General features: G+C 62.2%; 13 protein-coding genes. 6 read left to right on the top strand and 7 right to left on the bottom strand.

Annotated elements, in window-relative coordinates:
* Nucleotides 1-52: 52 nt before the first annotated feature.
* Both P5205_09115 and P5205_09120 read right to left on the bottom strand, forming a co-directional pair.
* The gene (locus tag P5205_09115) at nucleotides 53-1,714 is read right to left on the bottom strand and encodes a DUF4038 domain-containing protein (GenBank protein HSA10515.1); all 1,662 of its coding nucleotides are present in this window, start codon (nucleotides 1,712-1,714) and stop codon (nucleotides 53-55) included.
* A gap of 207 nt (nucleotides 1,715-1,921) precedes the next feature.
* A complete protein-coding gene (locus P5205_09120; protein ID HSA10516.1) occupies nucleotides 1,922-2,989 on the bottom strand; it encodes a serine hydrolase domain-containing protein in 1,068 nt (355 codons plus the stop codon).
* Between the two features lie 118 nt (nucleotides 2,990-3,107).
* Here P5205_09120 and trxB point away from each other — a divergent pair, with 118 nt between their 5' ends.
* From trxB to gnd, 3 genes are all read left to right on the top strand, one after another.
* Nucleotides 3,108-4,034 carry a thioredoxin-disulfide reductase gene (gene trxB / locus P5205_09125; GenBank protein HSA10517.1) on the top strand — a complete coding sequence of 309 codons (927 nt, stop codon included), beginning with the start codon at nucleotides 3,108-3,110 and terminating at the stop codon, nucleotides 4,032-4,034.
* 628 nt (nucleotides 4,035-4,662) lie between these two features.
* Nucleotides 4,663-5,931: a hybrid sensor histidine kinase/response regulator gene (locus tag P5205_09130; GenBank protein HSA10518.1), complete on the top strand. Its 1,269-nt coding sequence runs from the start codon at nucleotides 4,663-4,665 to the stop codon at nucleotides 5,929-5,931.
* Between the two features lie 127 nt (nucleotides 5,932-6,058).
* Entirely contained in the window at nucleotides 6,059-7,513 is a 1,455-nt protein-coding gene (gene gnd / locus P5205_09135; protein HSA10519.1) for a decarboxylating NADP(+)-dependent phosphogluconate dehydrogenase, read from the top strand.
* 147 nt (nucleotides 7,514-7,660) lie between these two features.
* Here the strand turns inward: gnd and P5205_09140 are convergent, their stop codons facing one another.
* On the bottom strand, nucleotides 7,661-8,431 hold the full coding sequence (locus tag P5205_09140; protein ID HSA10520.1) for a DUF1080 domain-containing protein: 771 nt from the start codon (nucleotides 8,429-8,431) through the stop codon (nucleotides 7,661-7,663).
* A gap of 110 nt (nucleotides 8,432-8,541) precedes the next feature.
* On the opposite strand from P5205_09140, the gene P5205_09145 reads away from it, so the two are divergent.
* Nucleotides 8,542-8,850 (top strand): DUF167 domain-containing protein, encoded by a 309-nt coding sequence (locus P5205_09145; GenBank protein HSA10521.1) that lies wholly within the window; start codon nucleotides 8,542-8,544, stop codon nucleotides 8,848-8,850.
* Here the strand turns inward: P5205_09145 and P5205_09150 are convergent.
* Both P5205_09150 and P5205_09155 read right to left on the bottom strand, forming a co-directional pair.
* Complete coding sequence (locus P5205_09150) at nucleotides 8,847-11,210, bottom strand: serine/threonine-protein kinase (protein ID HSA10522.1); 2,364 nt, start codon at nucleotides 11,208-11,210, stop codon at nucleotides 8,847-8,849. The genes P5205_09145 and P5205_09150 overlap by 4 nt on opposite strands.
* Before the next feature lie 45 nt (nucleotides 11,211-11,255).
* Nucleotides 11,256-12,011 carry a sigma-70 family RNA polymerase sigma factor gene (locus P5205_09155; GenBank protein HSA10523.1) on the bottom strand — a complete coding sequence of 252 codons (756 nt, stop codon included), beginning with the start codon at nucleotides 12,009-12,011 and terminating at the stop codon, nucleotides 11,256-11,258.
* A gap of 221 nt (nucleotides 12,012-12,232) precedes the next feature.
* Here P5205_09155 and P5205_09160 point away from each other — a divergent pair, with 221 nt between their 5' ends.
* Complete coding sequence (locus P5205_09160) at nucleotides 12,233-12,532, top strand: DUF167 domain-containing protein (GenBank protein HSA10524.1); 300 nt, start codon at nucleotides 12,233-12,235, stop codon at nucleotides 12,530-12,532.
* 18 nt (nucleotides 12,533-12,550) lie between these two features.
* Here the strand turns inward: P5205_09160 and P5205_09165 are convergent, their stop codons facing one another.
* Entirely contained in the window at nucleotides 12,551-13,411 is an 861-nt protein-coding gene (locus tag P5205_09165; GenBank protein HSA10525.1) for a fumarylacetoacetate hydrolase family protein, read from the bottom strand.
* A gap of 195 nt (nucleotides 13,412-13,606) precedes the next feature.
* On the opposite strand from P5205_09165, the gene P5205_09170 reads away from it, so the two are divergent.
* Nucleotides 13,607-14,605 (top strand): sodium:calcium symporter, encoded by a 999-nt coding sequence (locus P5205_09170; protein ID HSA10526.1) that lies wholly within the window; start codon nucleotides 13,607-13,609, stop codon nucleotides 14,603-14,605.
* A gap of 8 nt (nucleotides 14,606-14,613) precedes the next feature.
* Here the strand turns inward: P5205_09170 and P5205_09175 are convergent, their stop codons facing one another.
* Nucleotides 14,614-15,039: a hypothetical protein gene (locus P5205_09175; protein ID HSA10527.1), complete on the bottom strand. Its 426-nt coding sequence runs from the start codon at nucleotides 15,037-15,039 to the stop codon at nucleotides 14,614-14,616.
* Nucleotides 15,040-15,204: the final 165 nt, after the last annotated feature.

A 15,204-nucleotide genomic window follows, 5' to 3' on the forward strand; every position in this document is an offset into this window, starting at 1 on the left:
CACGAACGCCAGAAACCACGGATCGCCTTGCTGGCCGGCAGGCCCGGCGCCGCTATTTGCCCGCGTTCAACCGGAGCAGCCAGTCGCCGGCATCGGGCGTTGGGAACTGGCAGGAGCTGCCCCCGACCACGGCCACGGCGGCGTTATTCTCGCCACTGCGGGGATTAAACCAGCTCACCACCGGCGCCGCCGGCAGCGCCGACAGGACCATCTCCAGTGTGCGGTCCTCCGGCACGTAAACCAGGGACAGGGTATTGGGATCAGCACTGGCCGCGGCAATGAACCGTCGTGGTGACTCGGAGCCGGGTTGCGTGGCAATCGCCCCCGCTTGCGGACGCAGCCGCCAAAAGTCAATCGAGTTCATGTATTTCGCCAAGTGCGACATTTGCTTGGCGGCCGGCATGAACATAGCCTTGCCCCAGAAGGGCAGGTCGGTGCCCTTTATCTTATCCTGCGTCGGTTCGACCGTTGTGTCCCAGTCCGCCACTCCCTGGGCCGCATAGCTGATCCCGGCGGGCGGCGCCAGCAGCAGGCTCCAATAGACCGCGCGCCGCACGTCGTCCGCTGCGAATCGTTTCCCGGCTTGCGGCGTGGTCCCGTTCTCGCAGGGCGCAAAGGCGATCAGCGGTCGGGCCGGTTCCTTTTGCCATTCCGAGGCAAAAGGCCCGGTCACAGCCCACTTGAACGCGTCGTCCGTGACATCCGTGATGCTGGGATAGCCGAATACATCAACCCAATTCTGATCCCGGAACTCGTCCAGGGCCCACTGCGTCTGACCGGGAAACAGCACGACTGGCGCGTGGACGCTGTCGCCGAACACCGCCTGCCCAATCTTCTTCCACCGCGCGACGTTCTTGCCTGTGGCGTCCCCTTCGAAGGCCAGCAGCCAGGCCACCGGCTCCGATCCCCAGCGGGCGACAACATACCGGACGAGCAACTCCGCCTGGTCATCGGGCAGCACCATGCTCGGATCCGTTGGCGCCTGCGTTTCCAACAGAGGAACAATCGCGCTCAGAATACCCGCCTGGCTCAGCACCTCCAGTTTCGCGTCCAGCCGCTGGAAGAAGTCGGGATTGATGCCAATCCGCTCCGGGAAACCAGTCCAGGCGACTTGCTTCCTGGCGTCCGACCCGGGCGCAACCGCCCATTGGGCCACCGTGAACCGTTGGCGGGTGCGTGTCTGCGCGTAAAACTGCCAGTCCTTGAGTTCCGCTGCGCGCGCCCCGGCCCAGGCTGTATCCGCAAGCCAGAAGAACGGCGTGCCGTCCGCATGTTCGAGATACCGGCGGTCGTGGGCAACACGCACCTGGCCATGCCTCTGGAAACGGGTCAGCCCAATCGCGGCCGAGCAAAGGAAACTCCCCTTCTGGCCGTGCAGGCCGGGATTGGCGGCGTCGGAGCACGTTGTTTTGAAGCTCCAACGGCCCGGTTGGTCGGGCGAGAAACGCACGCGCCAGGTCCTGCCGCCGTCCCAGAATCCGTCCACTTCCCTCAATTCGCCCAAAGGCGAAGTGAACAGCACGGTGACCGACGCGTCCTGCAGGGCGTTCGAATAAAGCACGCTGCTCTTGAATTCCTGTTCAAAACGGCTCCATTTAGGAATGACCGGCGTATTGGCCGCAGCGGCAGCGTTAAAGCTCCCCGCCGGCAGGACCAAAAGGGCCAGCGCGGCAAATCGTGACCACCTCGATATAACGTTGCGTATCATCTGCATTCCTTTCGTTTCGTTCACGGGACATCAGACAACAAACCGGGGAACGTGTCAAACTCTGGCTGGTGCGGCAGCTCGGTCTCGGCATCCGCCTCTGCGCCGCGGACAACTGCGACACATTGCCCGCCACGCCGGATGAGACCAGGGCCCCCCTGGCGACCAATAATTGCGGCAGACCCTGCAGGGAGCGCACCAGCCACCCCCAACGTCCTATTTCGCAGTCCGGGGCTGCTTGAAATAAAACGCCGCGATTTGCCTGGCCAGAGGCGTCGCAATCTCCTGATCGGTGTTGGTCAGGATAATAACGGTCAGCCGATCGTCCGGGAACCGCTGGAGCGAGGCCGAAAAACCGGATGTGGATCCCCCGTGGCCAATATTCTTGTGTCCCTCCGACTCACCGACATTCCAGCCAAAGCCATATTTCTTGAGCGTGCCGTCATTCAGCTTCGTCGGCGTCCACATCTGTTCCTTGCTGGCAGCCTTCAGGAGGCGTTCCCCATCCAGGGCCGCGTTCCATTTGGCCAGGTCGCCCACCGTGGAAGCCATCGCCCCGGCGGCGAACACCTCCGTCAAATCCGAGTCCCGGTTGATCCACACCTTATTGGTCTGCTCATATCCGGCAGCCCGATTACGAATGACCAGGCTTGGCAGGCGGTTGGTCGTCGCGAGCATTCCCAGCGGCTGGAAGATGCGTTGGCTCATGAAGTCCCAGTAGTTCTTCCCACTGACGTTCTCGATGATGTGCCCCAGGAGATTGTAACCCGTGTTGCAGTATTTCCACGACTCACCCGGCTGGAACTCCATCGGCTGCCTGCCGATGGCTTCGATGAACTGCTCTTGCGTCAGGCGCCGCCACAGTTGAAAGCCGTTCAGGCCGGTGTAGCTCTTGATGCCTGATGTATGCGTCAACAGATGCCGGATCGTCACGTCCGCCCACGGCGAAGGAGTGTCCCGCAAATGCCGGCTGATCTTGTCGTCCACCGAGAGCTTGCCCTCCTGCGCCAGCAGCAGAATCCCCGCCGCCGTGAACTGCTTCGTAATCGAGCCGATCTCAAAGACCGTGTCCGGCGTGGCCCGCACGTTCAATTCGACATTGGCCAGGCCGTAGGCCGCCGTCTTGACCGTCTTTCCGTCCTGGATGATCTTCAAAGCGAGGCCGGGAATCCGGTGCTGCTTCATCTGCTCCTTAATGTGCTGATCCGCCCGGTCCGCGAGCGCAACCTGCGACGCCAACACAGTTCCGGCAACCAAAACGCAGGGCCAACTCAAATATCTCATGGCCGAATCATAGCCGGGTCCCGGGCGGCGAGACCATCGCAAACTCCGCGCTCTTGCCGCCGCCGGCCCTACTCACCGCTTGCCAACCGCGCGCCGCAAAACTAACTTGCGCCTTCCTATGGAAAAAATCGTCATCATCGGCTCGGGCTGCGCCGGCTTGACTGCCGCGCTCTACACAGCGCGGGCAAACCTGCGCCCGCTGGTCCTGACCGGCCGCCAGCCGGGCGGCCTCCTGACCACCACGACCATCGTCGAGAACTATCCCGGCTTCCCGGAAGGCATTGACGGCTACGAGCTGATGGTGCGCCTGCAAAAACAGGCCGAGCGTTTCGGCGCGCAGGTCAAATTCGGCACCGTCGAAGCCGTGGACCTTTCCCGCCAGCCCTTCAAATTGACAGTGGATGGCGAGCCCGTTGAAGCCGAGGCCCTCATCATCGCCGCGGGCGCGAGCCACCGGCACCTCGGCCTGGAAAGCGAGCACAAGCTCGAGAACAAGGGCGTGACCTACTGCGCAACGTGCGACGGCGCGCTGCCCATTTTCCGCAACCAGCCGCTGGTGGTCGTTGGTGGCGGCGATACGGCCTGCGAAGACGCCCTCTACCTGACGCGCTTTGGCTCGATCGTGCACCTGGTCCACCGGCGCGACACCCTCCGCGCCTCCAGGATCATGGCCGAGCGCACACTGTCCAACCCGAAGATCAAACCCCATTGGGACTCCGTTATTACCGAAGTCCTCGACGTAACCCAGGACAAGGTCACGGGCGTCCGCCTGAAAAACGTCAAGACCAGCGCCGAGACCGTTCTCGACTGCGCCGGTCTCTTTGTGGCCATCGGCCACCTCCCCAATACGCAGCTCTTCAAAGGCGTCCTCGACATGGATGAGGGCGGCTACATCATCCCCCGGCGCGGAGCCGCCACCAACGTGCCCGGTGTATTCGTGGCGGGTGACTGCGCCGACCGCGTCTATCGCCAGGCCATCACCGCGGCCGGGCAAGGGTGTGCGGCGGCCATTGAGGCGGAGAGGTATTTGGCCCACCGGCACTGATCCCTGCCCGCAACCCCGGCATCAGCCAGCCCGAGGTCCTTCTTCCTTCAACCGCATTGAAGCATTCGCCGCGCGCCGCCGCCGCGTCCCGCGCGCTTGCGGGTTGCCCCCGAAAACCCGGCTGGACACCCATCGATTTAGTTTGACGTTGCTGGACAGCAACCCCTGGCGCGCATGGGAACCACACCGTATACGCACCGTATCCACACCGTATCCACACCGTAGGTTCAATCACGTAAGCCATTGCGGCCCCGGAGCTTACGCAAACTCACCCCTTCACCCTCCATACAAACCCGCACAAGCCCCTTCTGTACAGTGGTTTATAAAGATTTTACCCCGTTAACGACGCCTTCAGGAGTTGCAGCTGATTTTAGGCACGAAGCATGCTCAGCTGTCCTCGTCGTAGTGCCGGTGTCGCCGCGATGTCTACTTTCGGGACACTCTGCCTTGGATTTGAGACAATGAAATCGTCCGCAGTGCCGTTGAACCTGTGCCGTGGCACGGGCGTCGCCGGCATAAATTCCCGAGCAACAGGCGTCGGAAATGGGCAGGCAGGGCTCGTTTCTGCTCGACCGCAAAAACCTATGTCGTAGAATCACGCATACTATTCAAGAAAGGGCATTTCAAAATGGCAGTCACTGAAGATTTACATGCCAACTCGCCGGCACCCGAACGCCTCGGTTCGCTGCTGATCGTGGACGACGACCTTGGCGTCCTCGATTCGTTGCAGATGACCTTCAAGGGCGAATACGAGCTGTTCCTGGCCAACGACATGCCCACGGCCATTAAGCTCGCGGAAGAAAATGAGATTGACGTCGTCTTGCTGGACATCCGTCTGGGCGTCGGGGTGTCTGGCGTGGACGTGTTGGAGCGGCTCAAGTTCCTGAAACCGGACATCGAGGCAGTGATGATGACGGGCCAGGCTCCAGCCGACACGGTGCTCCAGTCGTTGCGGCTGGGGGCCTGCGAATACATCTACAAGCCTTACGATCTCCAGACCATGCGCGCCGCCGTCAGCAAGGCGATGCAGCGCCGCACACTCGGCAACGGGCACGCCGGCAACGGGGAAAAAGTCCAGCAGTTGGTCGCCGAGCTGCACAACCAGCGCATCGCGGAACAAATCGCCCAAACGCGCAGCGACATCTTCGCGAGCATCATCCACGACATCAACAATCCGCTCGCCGTCATAAACGGTTACGTGCAGCTCCTGGACGAGCGGATCAGCCGCGCGGAGCAACTGGCGGGCGAGGAGCTGGAATTCATCAAGAAACGGATGAGCGCCGTCCTGCGCCAGACCAGGAACTGCGTCGCGATTTCCCAGCGTTACCTCGACCTCCTGCGGAACCGCTCCGCCACCGACGCGCCGCCCGTCAGCGTCAGCCACTTGCTCGAGGATCTCGATCCCCTCGTGCGCATCCACCCGAGCGTCAACGGAAACGAGTTCAGCGTCACGCCGTTCGGCGAAGACGTGGCCGTCAAGGGAGACGGCACGGATCTCATGCAGATTCTGAAAAACCTCGCGGTCAACGCGTTCCAATGCTCGCCGCAGCACAAACGCGTCGAGATTTGCGGCGAGGTGCTCCGCGCGCCGCTGGACCTGGCCTCCTTGAAGGAGGGGCCAAACGACCGGCTGATCAATGTGGAGAGCATGGACAACACCGCGCCGCTGGTGAAAATCCAGGTGCGCGACACCGGTCCAGGCATTCCAGTGGAGGTGCTGCCGAAGATCTTCCGGCCCTATTTCACCACCAAAGGCTCGCGGGGAGGCACCGGCCTTGGGCTCAGCATCATCCAGTTGCTGGTCAAGAAAGGCAATGGGGCGCTGCATTGCCACACCCAGCCGGGCAAGGGAACAACCTTCACGGTCTACCTCCCGGGCGCGGGGCTGGCGAACTAGGCAGTCAGCAATCGGATTTCAGCTCTCGCCGCAAGGCTGCGCCTCAGGCAGCCGGCCTGGCCCAAGAATGCGCTGGCGCATTCCCCGGACTGTTGTATCGTTCGGCATTCCTGCAACAATACACAATATGGAACCACAAGCTGACATCGCCGTAATAGGACTGGCCGTAATGGGCCAGAATTTGATTCTCAACATGAACGACCACGGATTCACAGTCGTGGCGTTCAACCGCACCGTTTCGAAGGTGGACGAATTCCTCAACCAGGAAGCCAAAGACACCCGCGTCCTCGGGGCGCATTCCATCCAGGAAATGGTCGCCCGGCTGAAGAAGCCGCGGCGGGTAATGTTCATGGTGAAGGCCGGCAAAGCCGTGGACGAGTTCATTGAGCAGGTCCTCCCGCACCTTGAAGCGGGCGACATCATCATTGACGGCGGCAACTCCCTTTTCCAGGACACGATCCGCCGGACGAAATACGTCGAATCCAAAGGCCTGCTCTACATCGGCACCGGCGTTTCCGGCGGCGAGGAAGGCGCCCGTCGGGGCCCGAGCATCATGCCCGGCGGCTCGCCGGCAGCCTGGCCGCACGTGAAGGAGATCTTTCAAAAGATCTCCGCCAAAGTTGATGACGGTTCGCCCTGCTGCGACTGGGTGGGCGAGAACGGCGCCGGCCATTACGTCAAGATGGTGCATAACGGCATTGAATACGGCGACATGCAGCTCATCTGCGAGGCCTACAACCTCATGAAGACCGGCCTGGGCCTGAGCGCCGATCAGATGCACCAGGTCTTCGCCGAATGGAACCAGGGCGAGCTCAACTCCTACCTCATCGAGATCACCCGCGACATCCTCGGCGTCAAAGACGCCGACGGCCAGCCGCTGGTGGACAAAATCCTCGACACCGCCGGACAGAAAGGCACCGGCAAGTGGACCGTGATCTCCTCGCAGGACCTCGGCATCCCCATCACGCTCATTGCCGAAGCCGTGTACGCGCGCTGCATCTCCGCGCTCAAAGAGGAACGCGTGGCCGCGGCCAAAAAGCTCAAAGGGCCCCGGCCCGCCATCAAAGGCGACCAGAAGGAGCTGGTGGAAGCCATCCGGCACGCGCTCTACGCCTCGAAGATCATCTCCTACGCGCAAGGCTACATGCTGATGCGCGCCGCCGCTAGGGAACACAACTGGAACCTCAACTACGGCGGCATCGCCCTCATGTGGCGCGGCGGCTGCATCATCCGCAGCGTCTTCCTTGGCAAAATCAAGGAAGCGTTCGACAGGAATCCGAACCTGAGCAACCTGCTGCTCGATCCATTCTTCCGCAAGGCGATCAAAGATTGCCAGCGGTCATGGCGAAAGGTGGTCGCGCTGGCAGCCCGCAAGGGCATCCCCGTGCCCGCATTCAGCACCGCGCTGGCGTTCTACGATTCCTACCGCAGCGCATGGCTCCCCGCCAACCTGCTCCAGGCCCAGCGCGACTACTTCGGCGCGCACACCTACGAGCGCGTTGACCAGCCCCGCGGCCAGTTCTTCCATACCAACTGGACCGGCCACGGCGGGACCACCGCTTCCAGCACCTACACCGTTTAGGGATTCAGCCTGCACACTGGCACGGCCCGCTCGCCGAGCGGGCCCTGCTGCTTCTGCAGAGTCGGGCTTGAGCCGTAAAGCGCGACCGACGGCTTCTCCCCCCTTCTCCCTGCATGGCGGGGAGAGGGGGAACAAGGCAAAGCCGTGCTACCCGCCGTTCCCCGCGGGCGCGCTCACCCGCCGATACTTGATCTCGCGCAACGCCGCTGCGGTTTGCCAGGCGGCCAGCCCGAAGGGCTGCGACAACTCGATGTCGCCCGGCCGCACCGAAAGCCTCCTGTCCTCGGTGTCCAGGTCCACCAGCTTCTCGTTGTCAACCCATGCCTCGATCTTCTTCTCCGTCACCCGCACTCGGATGCGATACCAGCGGCCGGTCTCGAAGTTGACGAACTTGGTCGTCTCATTCTCCGCGGCGTCCATGCCGTCCACGCTGGAAATGCCCAACAGCGAGCCTCCCCAGCCGCCGACAATCAGGCTGCAGCAGTTAGTCCCGACCGGCACCGTCAACCCGCAAAAGAAGTCCGAACCCATCAGGCGCATAGCGTCGAGCGCCACCTCATAGTTCATCGTGGGAAACGCATTGGTCCAGTTAATGCCCGTGAACGGGTCGCCCATGCTCAACACGATCACACCGTTCTGGCAGAGCACTTCGCCGTGCCCGGCAAACGGCGTCTCGCGCCAGCCCGCCAGGCTCCTGCCATCGAACACCGCTTCCCACCCCGCGCCCTCAAACGGCGCGGGCGGCCGGGCCGCGCCTGGTGGCAGCGCCACGGCGGACTCCGGTTCGGCTGCGGGCGCCGGCGCGGCCGGCGCCGCTGGTTGCGCCACGGGCGGCGACGCCGGCTGGGTGTGCTCGGACGCGCAGCCCGCCGCCAGCAACCATCCTGCCGAAAAGGCCAATAACCACTTAGACATCATGTTCACGTTCCTCATGCGGTTTCAAGGCGCCACGGCCCGCAGCGCCCTGCCAGCCGCGCACTCCATACTAGCTTTCTGCCCCACCCTGGGCCAGAGTTGATTTGCAACCAATGAGCACACCGCCCTTTCTTCGCGCCCAACCCGACGGGGTCCTGCTGTCGGTCAAGCTCCAACCACGGGCCTCCGCCAACGAAATCGGCGAAGCCCTCGGCAGCGAACTCCGCATCAAAGTCACCGCTCCGCCCGTTGACGCCGCCGCCAACGAAGCCCTGCTCAAGGTGCTGGCACTGCAATTGCACTGCCCGCGAAACCGGGTGGATATCCTCCGCGGCCACACCTCGCGCCATAAGGTGATCAAGCTCTACGGCATGACCCCGGAAGCGGGTCCGGGAACACTCGACGCTGCGCGGGTGAGCTAACGGGGGGATGGCTCCGCGGCGAACGGACGGCCAGTGACGAAGTCACGCGCAGCATCAACCAGCTTGTAGCGAATTTTGACGCCTTGGGCGAGATTGGCATTCAGGACTTGCAGCATGCCCTCGCGGCCTTCGCGTGTTTGGAAGCCGTAAGTGTTGATTCGCGTGTTGAAAACATCGGTGGCTGGAGCTTGGGACCTGATCTTCGCAGCCAGCGCATCTGCCGTAAGCGAGTTCCACTCCTGGTCTTTCAACTTGATGAGCAGCAGGTCAACGCGGATCAGTGCGCGGTTGGCGTCAAGGGCATCAATCCCACGCTCTCGCATCCAAGCTTTCCCCTCGGCGGAGTTGAGCCAGTCATAGCGTGCCGGCTCCCGGTCGTTGGCTGAGGGTGCCAAAGGCAGGTCGATGAGCTTGCCCGTGTCGAAATCAATCGCGCCAGTAACCACCAGCTCGTTGACCGGGCCAAAAGTCAGTTGCTGTTCCAGAGGTAAGCCCATTTCGTAGGCCGCATGCACCTGAAACTGCACATTGCTGAGTGCCCCCCAGCCATTGAAGAACCAAAAGCCGGAGCCGTCATGGCGCAGGTTGAGACCTCCCGGAACTTCTGAGTCTTCTGTTATTCGTCGCAAACCGATTATTGTGCAATAACCTCCCGGAAACCCCGGCGAATAGACCGCCACCTGGACCTCGCGATAAGCGTATCCGGCGGCATCCAAATGACTCCGAGCTTCTCCTGCGAGTCTCTGATTCACCGCTGAGATGCGGGCGGATTCGGCTTCCCGGCGAGAGCGATTCGTCAGCAAAACCGGTGTGCGATCCGTCAGAAAAAGGAACGCACCGAGTGCCACGGCGACCAGAAGCAATAGCGACACAACGGCTATGAGGAGGGACTTCGTTGCAGAAACCCGGCGCGGTGTGGGAATCGGCTGGGACGGCGTAGTTCCTGGTTGAACGGACTCGCCGCTTCTGAAAGCCTCCCGCACCTCTTTTTTTGTCAGCACGATCAGCGCCCAAACGCCGAAGGGCACACCCAGCAGGCAGCCGGGAGGTGTGATCATGGCTAGAATGCTCACGGCCACTGACAAGCCGTAGGCCTGCAAGCGCAGCATGCGCGACCCGCCAACGATCACTAACCCGCCCATGCCTGCCATAAGCATTATCGGCACCACCATCGCTATCGGTCCACCGTGAGAACCTACCGAGAGCGTGGCGGCTATTGGCAGCAAAACGTTAATGACTCCACTGATGATCAGGCCAATGGCCGGGACTTGTAGCCCGCGGCGGGATTTCCCGATGGCCGCCGCGCTTGCGCTTGAGTGCGCCTGACCGCCGGGGGGGTGCGCACCAGACGATGTGCTCGCAATCGTTTCCACATCCTCCTTGACCCGGCTGGCCTGCTGGTAACGCCGTTCCGGCTCCTGCTCCAGCGTCCGCAGCACCACTTCGTCCAACCGCGCATCCACGAGGACCTTCTTTGACGGAGCTTCGACTTTGCCCGCGGCCGGCAACTCGCCGGTTAGCATTTGGTAAAAGACCACACCCAGAGAATAGATGTCGGCTCGATGGTCCACCTCGGTCGGATGCTCGCGTTGTTCGGGCGCCATATACTGAGGGGTGCCCATCACCGTGCCCGCGCCGGTGCTCGCGGGTGAGATAGCTGTTGCCTCTCCGCTGGCGGCTTCGGCTGTGCCGACCAGCTTTGCCAGGCCGAAGTCCGCCACCTTCACATGACCCTGCCGGTCCAACAGGATGTTCTCCGGCTTGATGTCCCGGTGAATGATGCCCTGGTCGTGGGCGTACTGCAGCGCGTCGCAAATCTGCGGCACGATGGCCAGCGCCTCGCGCGACGACATGCGCCCCGCCTCAAGTACCCGCCGCAGGTTTACACCGTGGACAAACTCCATCAGAAAGTAATACAGGGGCTGAGGATGCGCGGTCTCGCGGCTGGTGTCGCCGCCGGCCCGGCCAAATTCGTAGAGGGTGACAATCCCGGGATGGTTCAGCCTGGCCAGAGCCTTGGCCTCACGAGCGAAGCGCTCGGCGAAGGAGGGGTCCTGTCCAATATCCGGGGGAAGAATCTTGAGCGCGACAATGCGGTCGAGTTCCTTCTGGCGCGCCTTATAGACCGCGCCCATCCCGCCCTGACCCACGAGCTCGAGGATTTCAAGCTGCGGGAACAGGGAAGCCAGCTCGGTTACGGGAGGAGGGGTGAAACGAGGCCGCGGGCCGGAGGGCTCGCCAAGCGCCTCGGTCTGGGTGGCCTGGAGGAACTGGGCCGCGCAGCGGGGGCATGGCCCGGCCTTTGGACCGGGCGGCAGCTCGGCGCCGCAACGCTGACACTTTGAAGCATTTTCGCTCATGTCCTCAGATAAGAAATGCCCGCCGAATGTTACATCGCATTTTGTCTAGGCCTGGCTCAGGGCCTCGAGGACCTGCCGCATTTCGCTCTCGACTTCCGCCGGGTCGGCAACGGTATTGGCGATGGTTTCGCGGAAGATCTCCCGAAAGCGCTTGCGTAGGCGGTGCAGGGCTACCCGCGCCGCCCCCTCGGTCGTTTGCAGCCGGGAAGCGATTTCGGCGTAAGGCAGCGCCGAACGGTCTTGCATCAGGTGCGGCTCGAGATGATCCCACTCGCCGGCCTTGCCGGCACTCGAATGTTCGCGTTCCAGGCGGCCCAGGGCTTCTGTGAGCAGGGTCAGCGCCCAGCGCCGGTCGTAGATGCGGTCGGGAGTCAGCGCTCCGCCGCGCTCGTCTTGGAAACGTTCTTCGGCCAGTGAGGTGTCGAAGGACAGATGAGTCTGCAGCCCGCCGCGCTTTTGGGCGCTGAGACGGTCCCATTCATTGGCGAGAAAGCGCTTCAAAGCCATGCGCAGGAAGGTCCGGAAGCGTCCTTTTCCCGGGTCCACCGCGCGCAGGTAATCTTTGGACAGAAGCCGGGCAAAGAACTCCTGCGTGAGGTCCTGCGCCGCATGCGGTGGGTAGCCCGATGCGCGCACGAATGCGTAAAGCGGATACCAGTAGGTGCGACAGAGGGTATCCAGTGCCTCATCCGAGCCCGCGGACGCCTTGTCCTGGGCTTGGAGCACGACTGACCAGTGGGTGGTGACGAACTGCGGTCGCAAGGGGGCCGTCGACGATACGCTGCTGTCTGACGTTGGCATTAGGACGTAATAAGCAATCCAGCCGTCTTGTTACCTGATGAGACTGTGAACAGTGCCGTACGTCCAGTGAATTTGCTTTTGCGCGCCGCGCGTACTCAGCGCTGCGCGGGTGAACCTGCTCCCCACAAACTTGCCAACGCACTTATCGCCTCGTTCATAGTTTTCCTGGGCATAAACTCTAGCTTTCCGTGCCGCGCTGGGCCAGAATTGATCTGCAACCAATGAGCACGCCGCCGTTTCTTCGCGCCCAACCCGACGGGGTCCTGCTGTCGGTCAAGCTCCAGCCGCGGGCCTCCGCCAACGAAATCGGCGAAGCCCTCGGCAGCGAACTCCGCATCAAAGTCACCGCTCCGCCCGTTGACGCCGCCGCCAACGAAGCCCTGCTCAAGGTGCTGGCACTGCAATTGCACTGCCCGCGAAACCGGGTGGATATCCTCCGCGGCCACACCTCGCGCCATAAGGTGATCAAGCTCTACGGCATGACCCCGGAAGCGGTCGCCGAAAAGCTGGGCAAGACCTAGCCCGGATCTCCTACCCTCTCACTGCGCAACGACCGGATTTCTCAGAATCCCGGCCCCTTCAAGCTCGACTTCCGCGACATCGCCGGGCTTCATCGCGGAGGTCTTGCCCGGCGTGCCGGTGAAGATCAAGTCGCCCGGATACAGGGTGACATACTGGCTGATGTAGCTCACAAGGGCGGCCACGTCGTGAATGAGATGATCGGTCTTCTCTTCCTGGACGACCTGGCCGTTGAGGCGCATCGTCAGCTTGAGATTGCCATAGTCAACCCCGGTGAGGATCCAGGGGCCCACCGGGCCGAAGGTATCGGTCCCCTTGGCCCGCCACCACTGGATATCCTTGCGATCCTTGTCGTTCTGCCAGATCCGCTCGCTCACATCGTTGCCCGGAGTAACGCCGAAGACGTGGTCCAGCGCCTTCTCTTTGGGCACCTTGCGGCAGGTCTTCCCGATCACAACGACCATCTCAGCTTCGTAGTGAACGTCTGTGGAATCCCTGGGCAGGACAATCGGCTCCCCAGTGGCGATCAGGCAGGAGGGGCCTTTGTGGAAGGCCTGCGGGATCTGGAACAGCGGAGGAACCTTCTCATTGCCCAGGTGACTCCTGTAATTCCCGGCTAACGCCAGAACCTGCGTGGGCGTGGTGGGCGTGAGCACTTTGACCTCCTTCAGCGGGTGGCGAATCCTGGTCTTGGACCATTTGCCGAACATATCTCCCGTAAGCTGCCGGACCTGATCGCCCTCGAGCATGCCGTATGCAATCCTCTCCCCTTTCTGAAAGCGGAGAAACCGGGCCGGCTCGGCGGCATCAGTGATCCTGGCTGCCGCGAGCAGGACCAGGCAGGAGCAGATCAGTGAGAATGGCCTTTCCATTGTGTTCATGCTCGGGGAGTGTAGACCGCAGAGCGCGCGCGGCAAGGGTTTCTCCGAAGCTCACTGTCAAGGAGGCGAATGCCGGCCTCACCCGCAGAGCGCCAGCTTGCCGCCGGCTGGCACGGTCATTGGTATTTGTGGCTTTGCCTGGCTCAACCAAAACCATCTTGGCGGGGCTCGGCCCGTTTGCCAGACTGCGCCGCCTTGAGACCGTTCGTAACCTGGATGGAAAGCACGGGTGCCTTGGCGCCGTGGTGCTTTCTTGGCCTGTTCGTAGCCGCCTCCTTTCTCATGATCTGGCGGCTCGAGGCGATGAGCGAGAGCGGTGTCGAGGGCACGGTCCTCGGCACGCTTGTCATGCCCTACTGCTCGGGCATGGGCAACCTGATCTTCGCCTTCGTCCTCGGCGCCAAAGGCGGCCCCGGCGCGGAAGTGCTGACCAATTCCCTCGTCAACAACGTCACCAACATGACCCTGATCATTGGATTGCCCACGATGCTCTGGGGCATGAGCGTGCTTCCGGTCGCCAGGTCTGCCAGGAAAAAGAAGCCCAACACCAGGGAACACCGTATCAACCGGCTATCGCTCCTGCTCACCCTGACCGCTGTCCTGTTCTTCACCGGTGCGGTCTGGGCCCTGGCGCGCAACGGCACTCTTGATTTCGGGGACGGCCTGGTTCTCGTCGGGTTGTTCCTGTTCTGGCAGTGCTTCCACGTGTTCGACGTGCTCAAGAACAACGTCCGCCAGAACAAGTCCTTTAGCTGGATGCTGCCTCTCGACCTGGCCGCGCTGGCCATCGGCGCTTACGCGATCTACCTCAGCACCAATTGGCTGGTGGGCTGGTTGTCAGGCATCCAGACAGGTTTTGTCAGCGCCCGGCATCTGGGGTGGCTCAGCGGCTGGCTCATGGTCTTGCCCAACGCCCTACTCGCCTTCTACTACGCCCGGCGCGGCAATCCTGAAGTCGTCTACACCTCGCAGGTGGGCGACGGCCATATCAGCATTCCCCTGTGCATTGGCATCTTCGCCCTTTACCATCCCATTAAGGTGCCGCCGTTCTTCCACACAGGCGTGGCCATCCTCCTCGGAACCGCGGTGGTCCACTTCTTGTTCATAGCAACCCTTGGGCGGCTGCCTCGCTTTATGGGGTGGATCCTGACCGGCACTTACGCCGTCTTCCTCTACCAGGGACTGGGGACCTAAAGTCCGGATTAGCGCACCGTGCGCAACGGATCGCCCCGGAACTTCTCGCTCAATTCCACATAGGGCACCTGCGCCGCCAGCCAAAGCGGATCCTGGGCGATCGCGTCCATAGTTTGGACGGTGTTGTTGCAAATCAAGTAGATCCCCCGCCCGACTACCATGAACGATTCGAACGCCGACCCCACTCCCTGGCGCGCAAATTCGAAATCCCCCACTCCGTGCTCAACGTGGATAAGCCCGTCCCGCAAGTCCCCCATGTCGGTCAGGAAGTTCTTCTGGAACCCCCTCTTCCGGGGCCCGGTGTAGGACAGCAGTCGTCCCTTGCGGCTCGCCAGCGAAATTATCGCCCACTCGTCAAAAACGACCTTCTTATACCGGGCATTCATCTGCTCGGCGCACGTTTCAGATAACTTAATAGCCTGGTTCAGTGTCATAGCTAGGCGCTTGGCCTGCACTCTGCGATACAGCAAATCCAGGGCCATGTAACCGGTAGCCCCGGCCCGGCCCTTTGCCGATTTCCTCGACCCAATCCCCTCCAAAGTGCCAGCCCGCACAGGCAAGCACTCCTGAGGCGCCATCGTCGCAGGGAAGGCTTGCAG

Source organism: Candidatus Paceibacterota bacterium (genome assembly GCA_035452965.1).
GTDB lineage: Bacteria > Verrucomicrobiota > Verrucomicrobiia > Limisphaerales > UBA8199 > UBA8199.

Excerpts from the sequence above, each read along its gene's own strand:
- P5205_09115 (HSA10515.1), bottom strand. The coding sequence starts at position 1,714 with ATGCAGATGATACGCAACGTTATATCGAGGTGGTCACGATTTGCCGCG.
- P5205_09120 (HSA10516.1), bottom strand. The coding sequence starts at position 2,989 with ATGAGATATTTGAGTTGGCCCTGCGTTTTGGTTGCCGGAACTGTGTTG.
- trxB (HSA10517.1), top strand. The coding sequence starts at position 3,108 with ATGGAAAAAATCGTCATCATCGGCTCGGGCTGCGCCGGCTTGACTGCC.
- P5205_09130 (HSA10518.1), top strand. The coding sequence starts at position 4,663 with ATGGCAGTCACTGAAGATTTACATGCCAACTCGCCGGCACCCGAACGC.
- gnd (HSA10519.1), top strand. The coding sequence starts at position 6,059 with ATGGAACCACAAGCTGACATCGCCGTAATAGGACTGGCCGTAATGGGC.
- P5205_09140 (HSA10520.1), bottom strand. The coding sequence starts at position 8,431 with ATGATGTCTAAGTGGTTATTGGCCTTTTCGGCAGGATGGTTGCTGGCG.
- P5205_09145 (HSA10521.1), top strand. The coding sequence starts at position 8,542 with ATGAGCACACCGCCCTTTCTTCGCGCCCAACCCGACGGGGTCCTGCTG.
- P5205_09150 (HSA10522.1), bottom strand. The coding sequence starts at position 11,210 with ATGAGCGAAAATGCTTCAAAGTGTCAGCGTTGCGGCGCCGAGCTGCCG.
- P5205_09155 (HSA10523.1), bottom strand. The coding sequence starts at position 12,011 with ATGCCAACGTCAGACAGCAGCGTATCGTCGACGGCCCCCTTGCGACCG.
- P5205_09160 (HSA10524.1), top strand. The coding sequence starts at position 12,233 with ATGAGCACGCCGCCGTTTCTTCGCGCCCAACCCGACGGGGTCCTGCTG.
- P5205_09165 (HSA10525.1), bottom strand. The coding sequence starts at position 13,411 with ATGAACACAATGGAAAGGCCATTCTCACTGATCTGCTCCTGCCTGGTC.
- P5205_09175 (HSA10527.1), bottom strand. The coding sequence starts at position 15,039 with ATGACACTGAACCAGGCTATTAAGTTATCTGAAACGTGCGCCGAGCAG.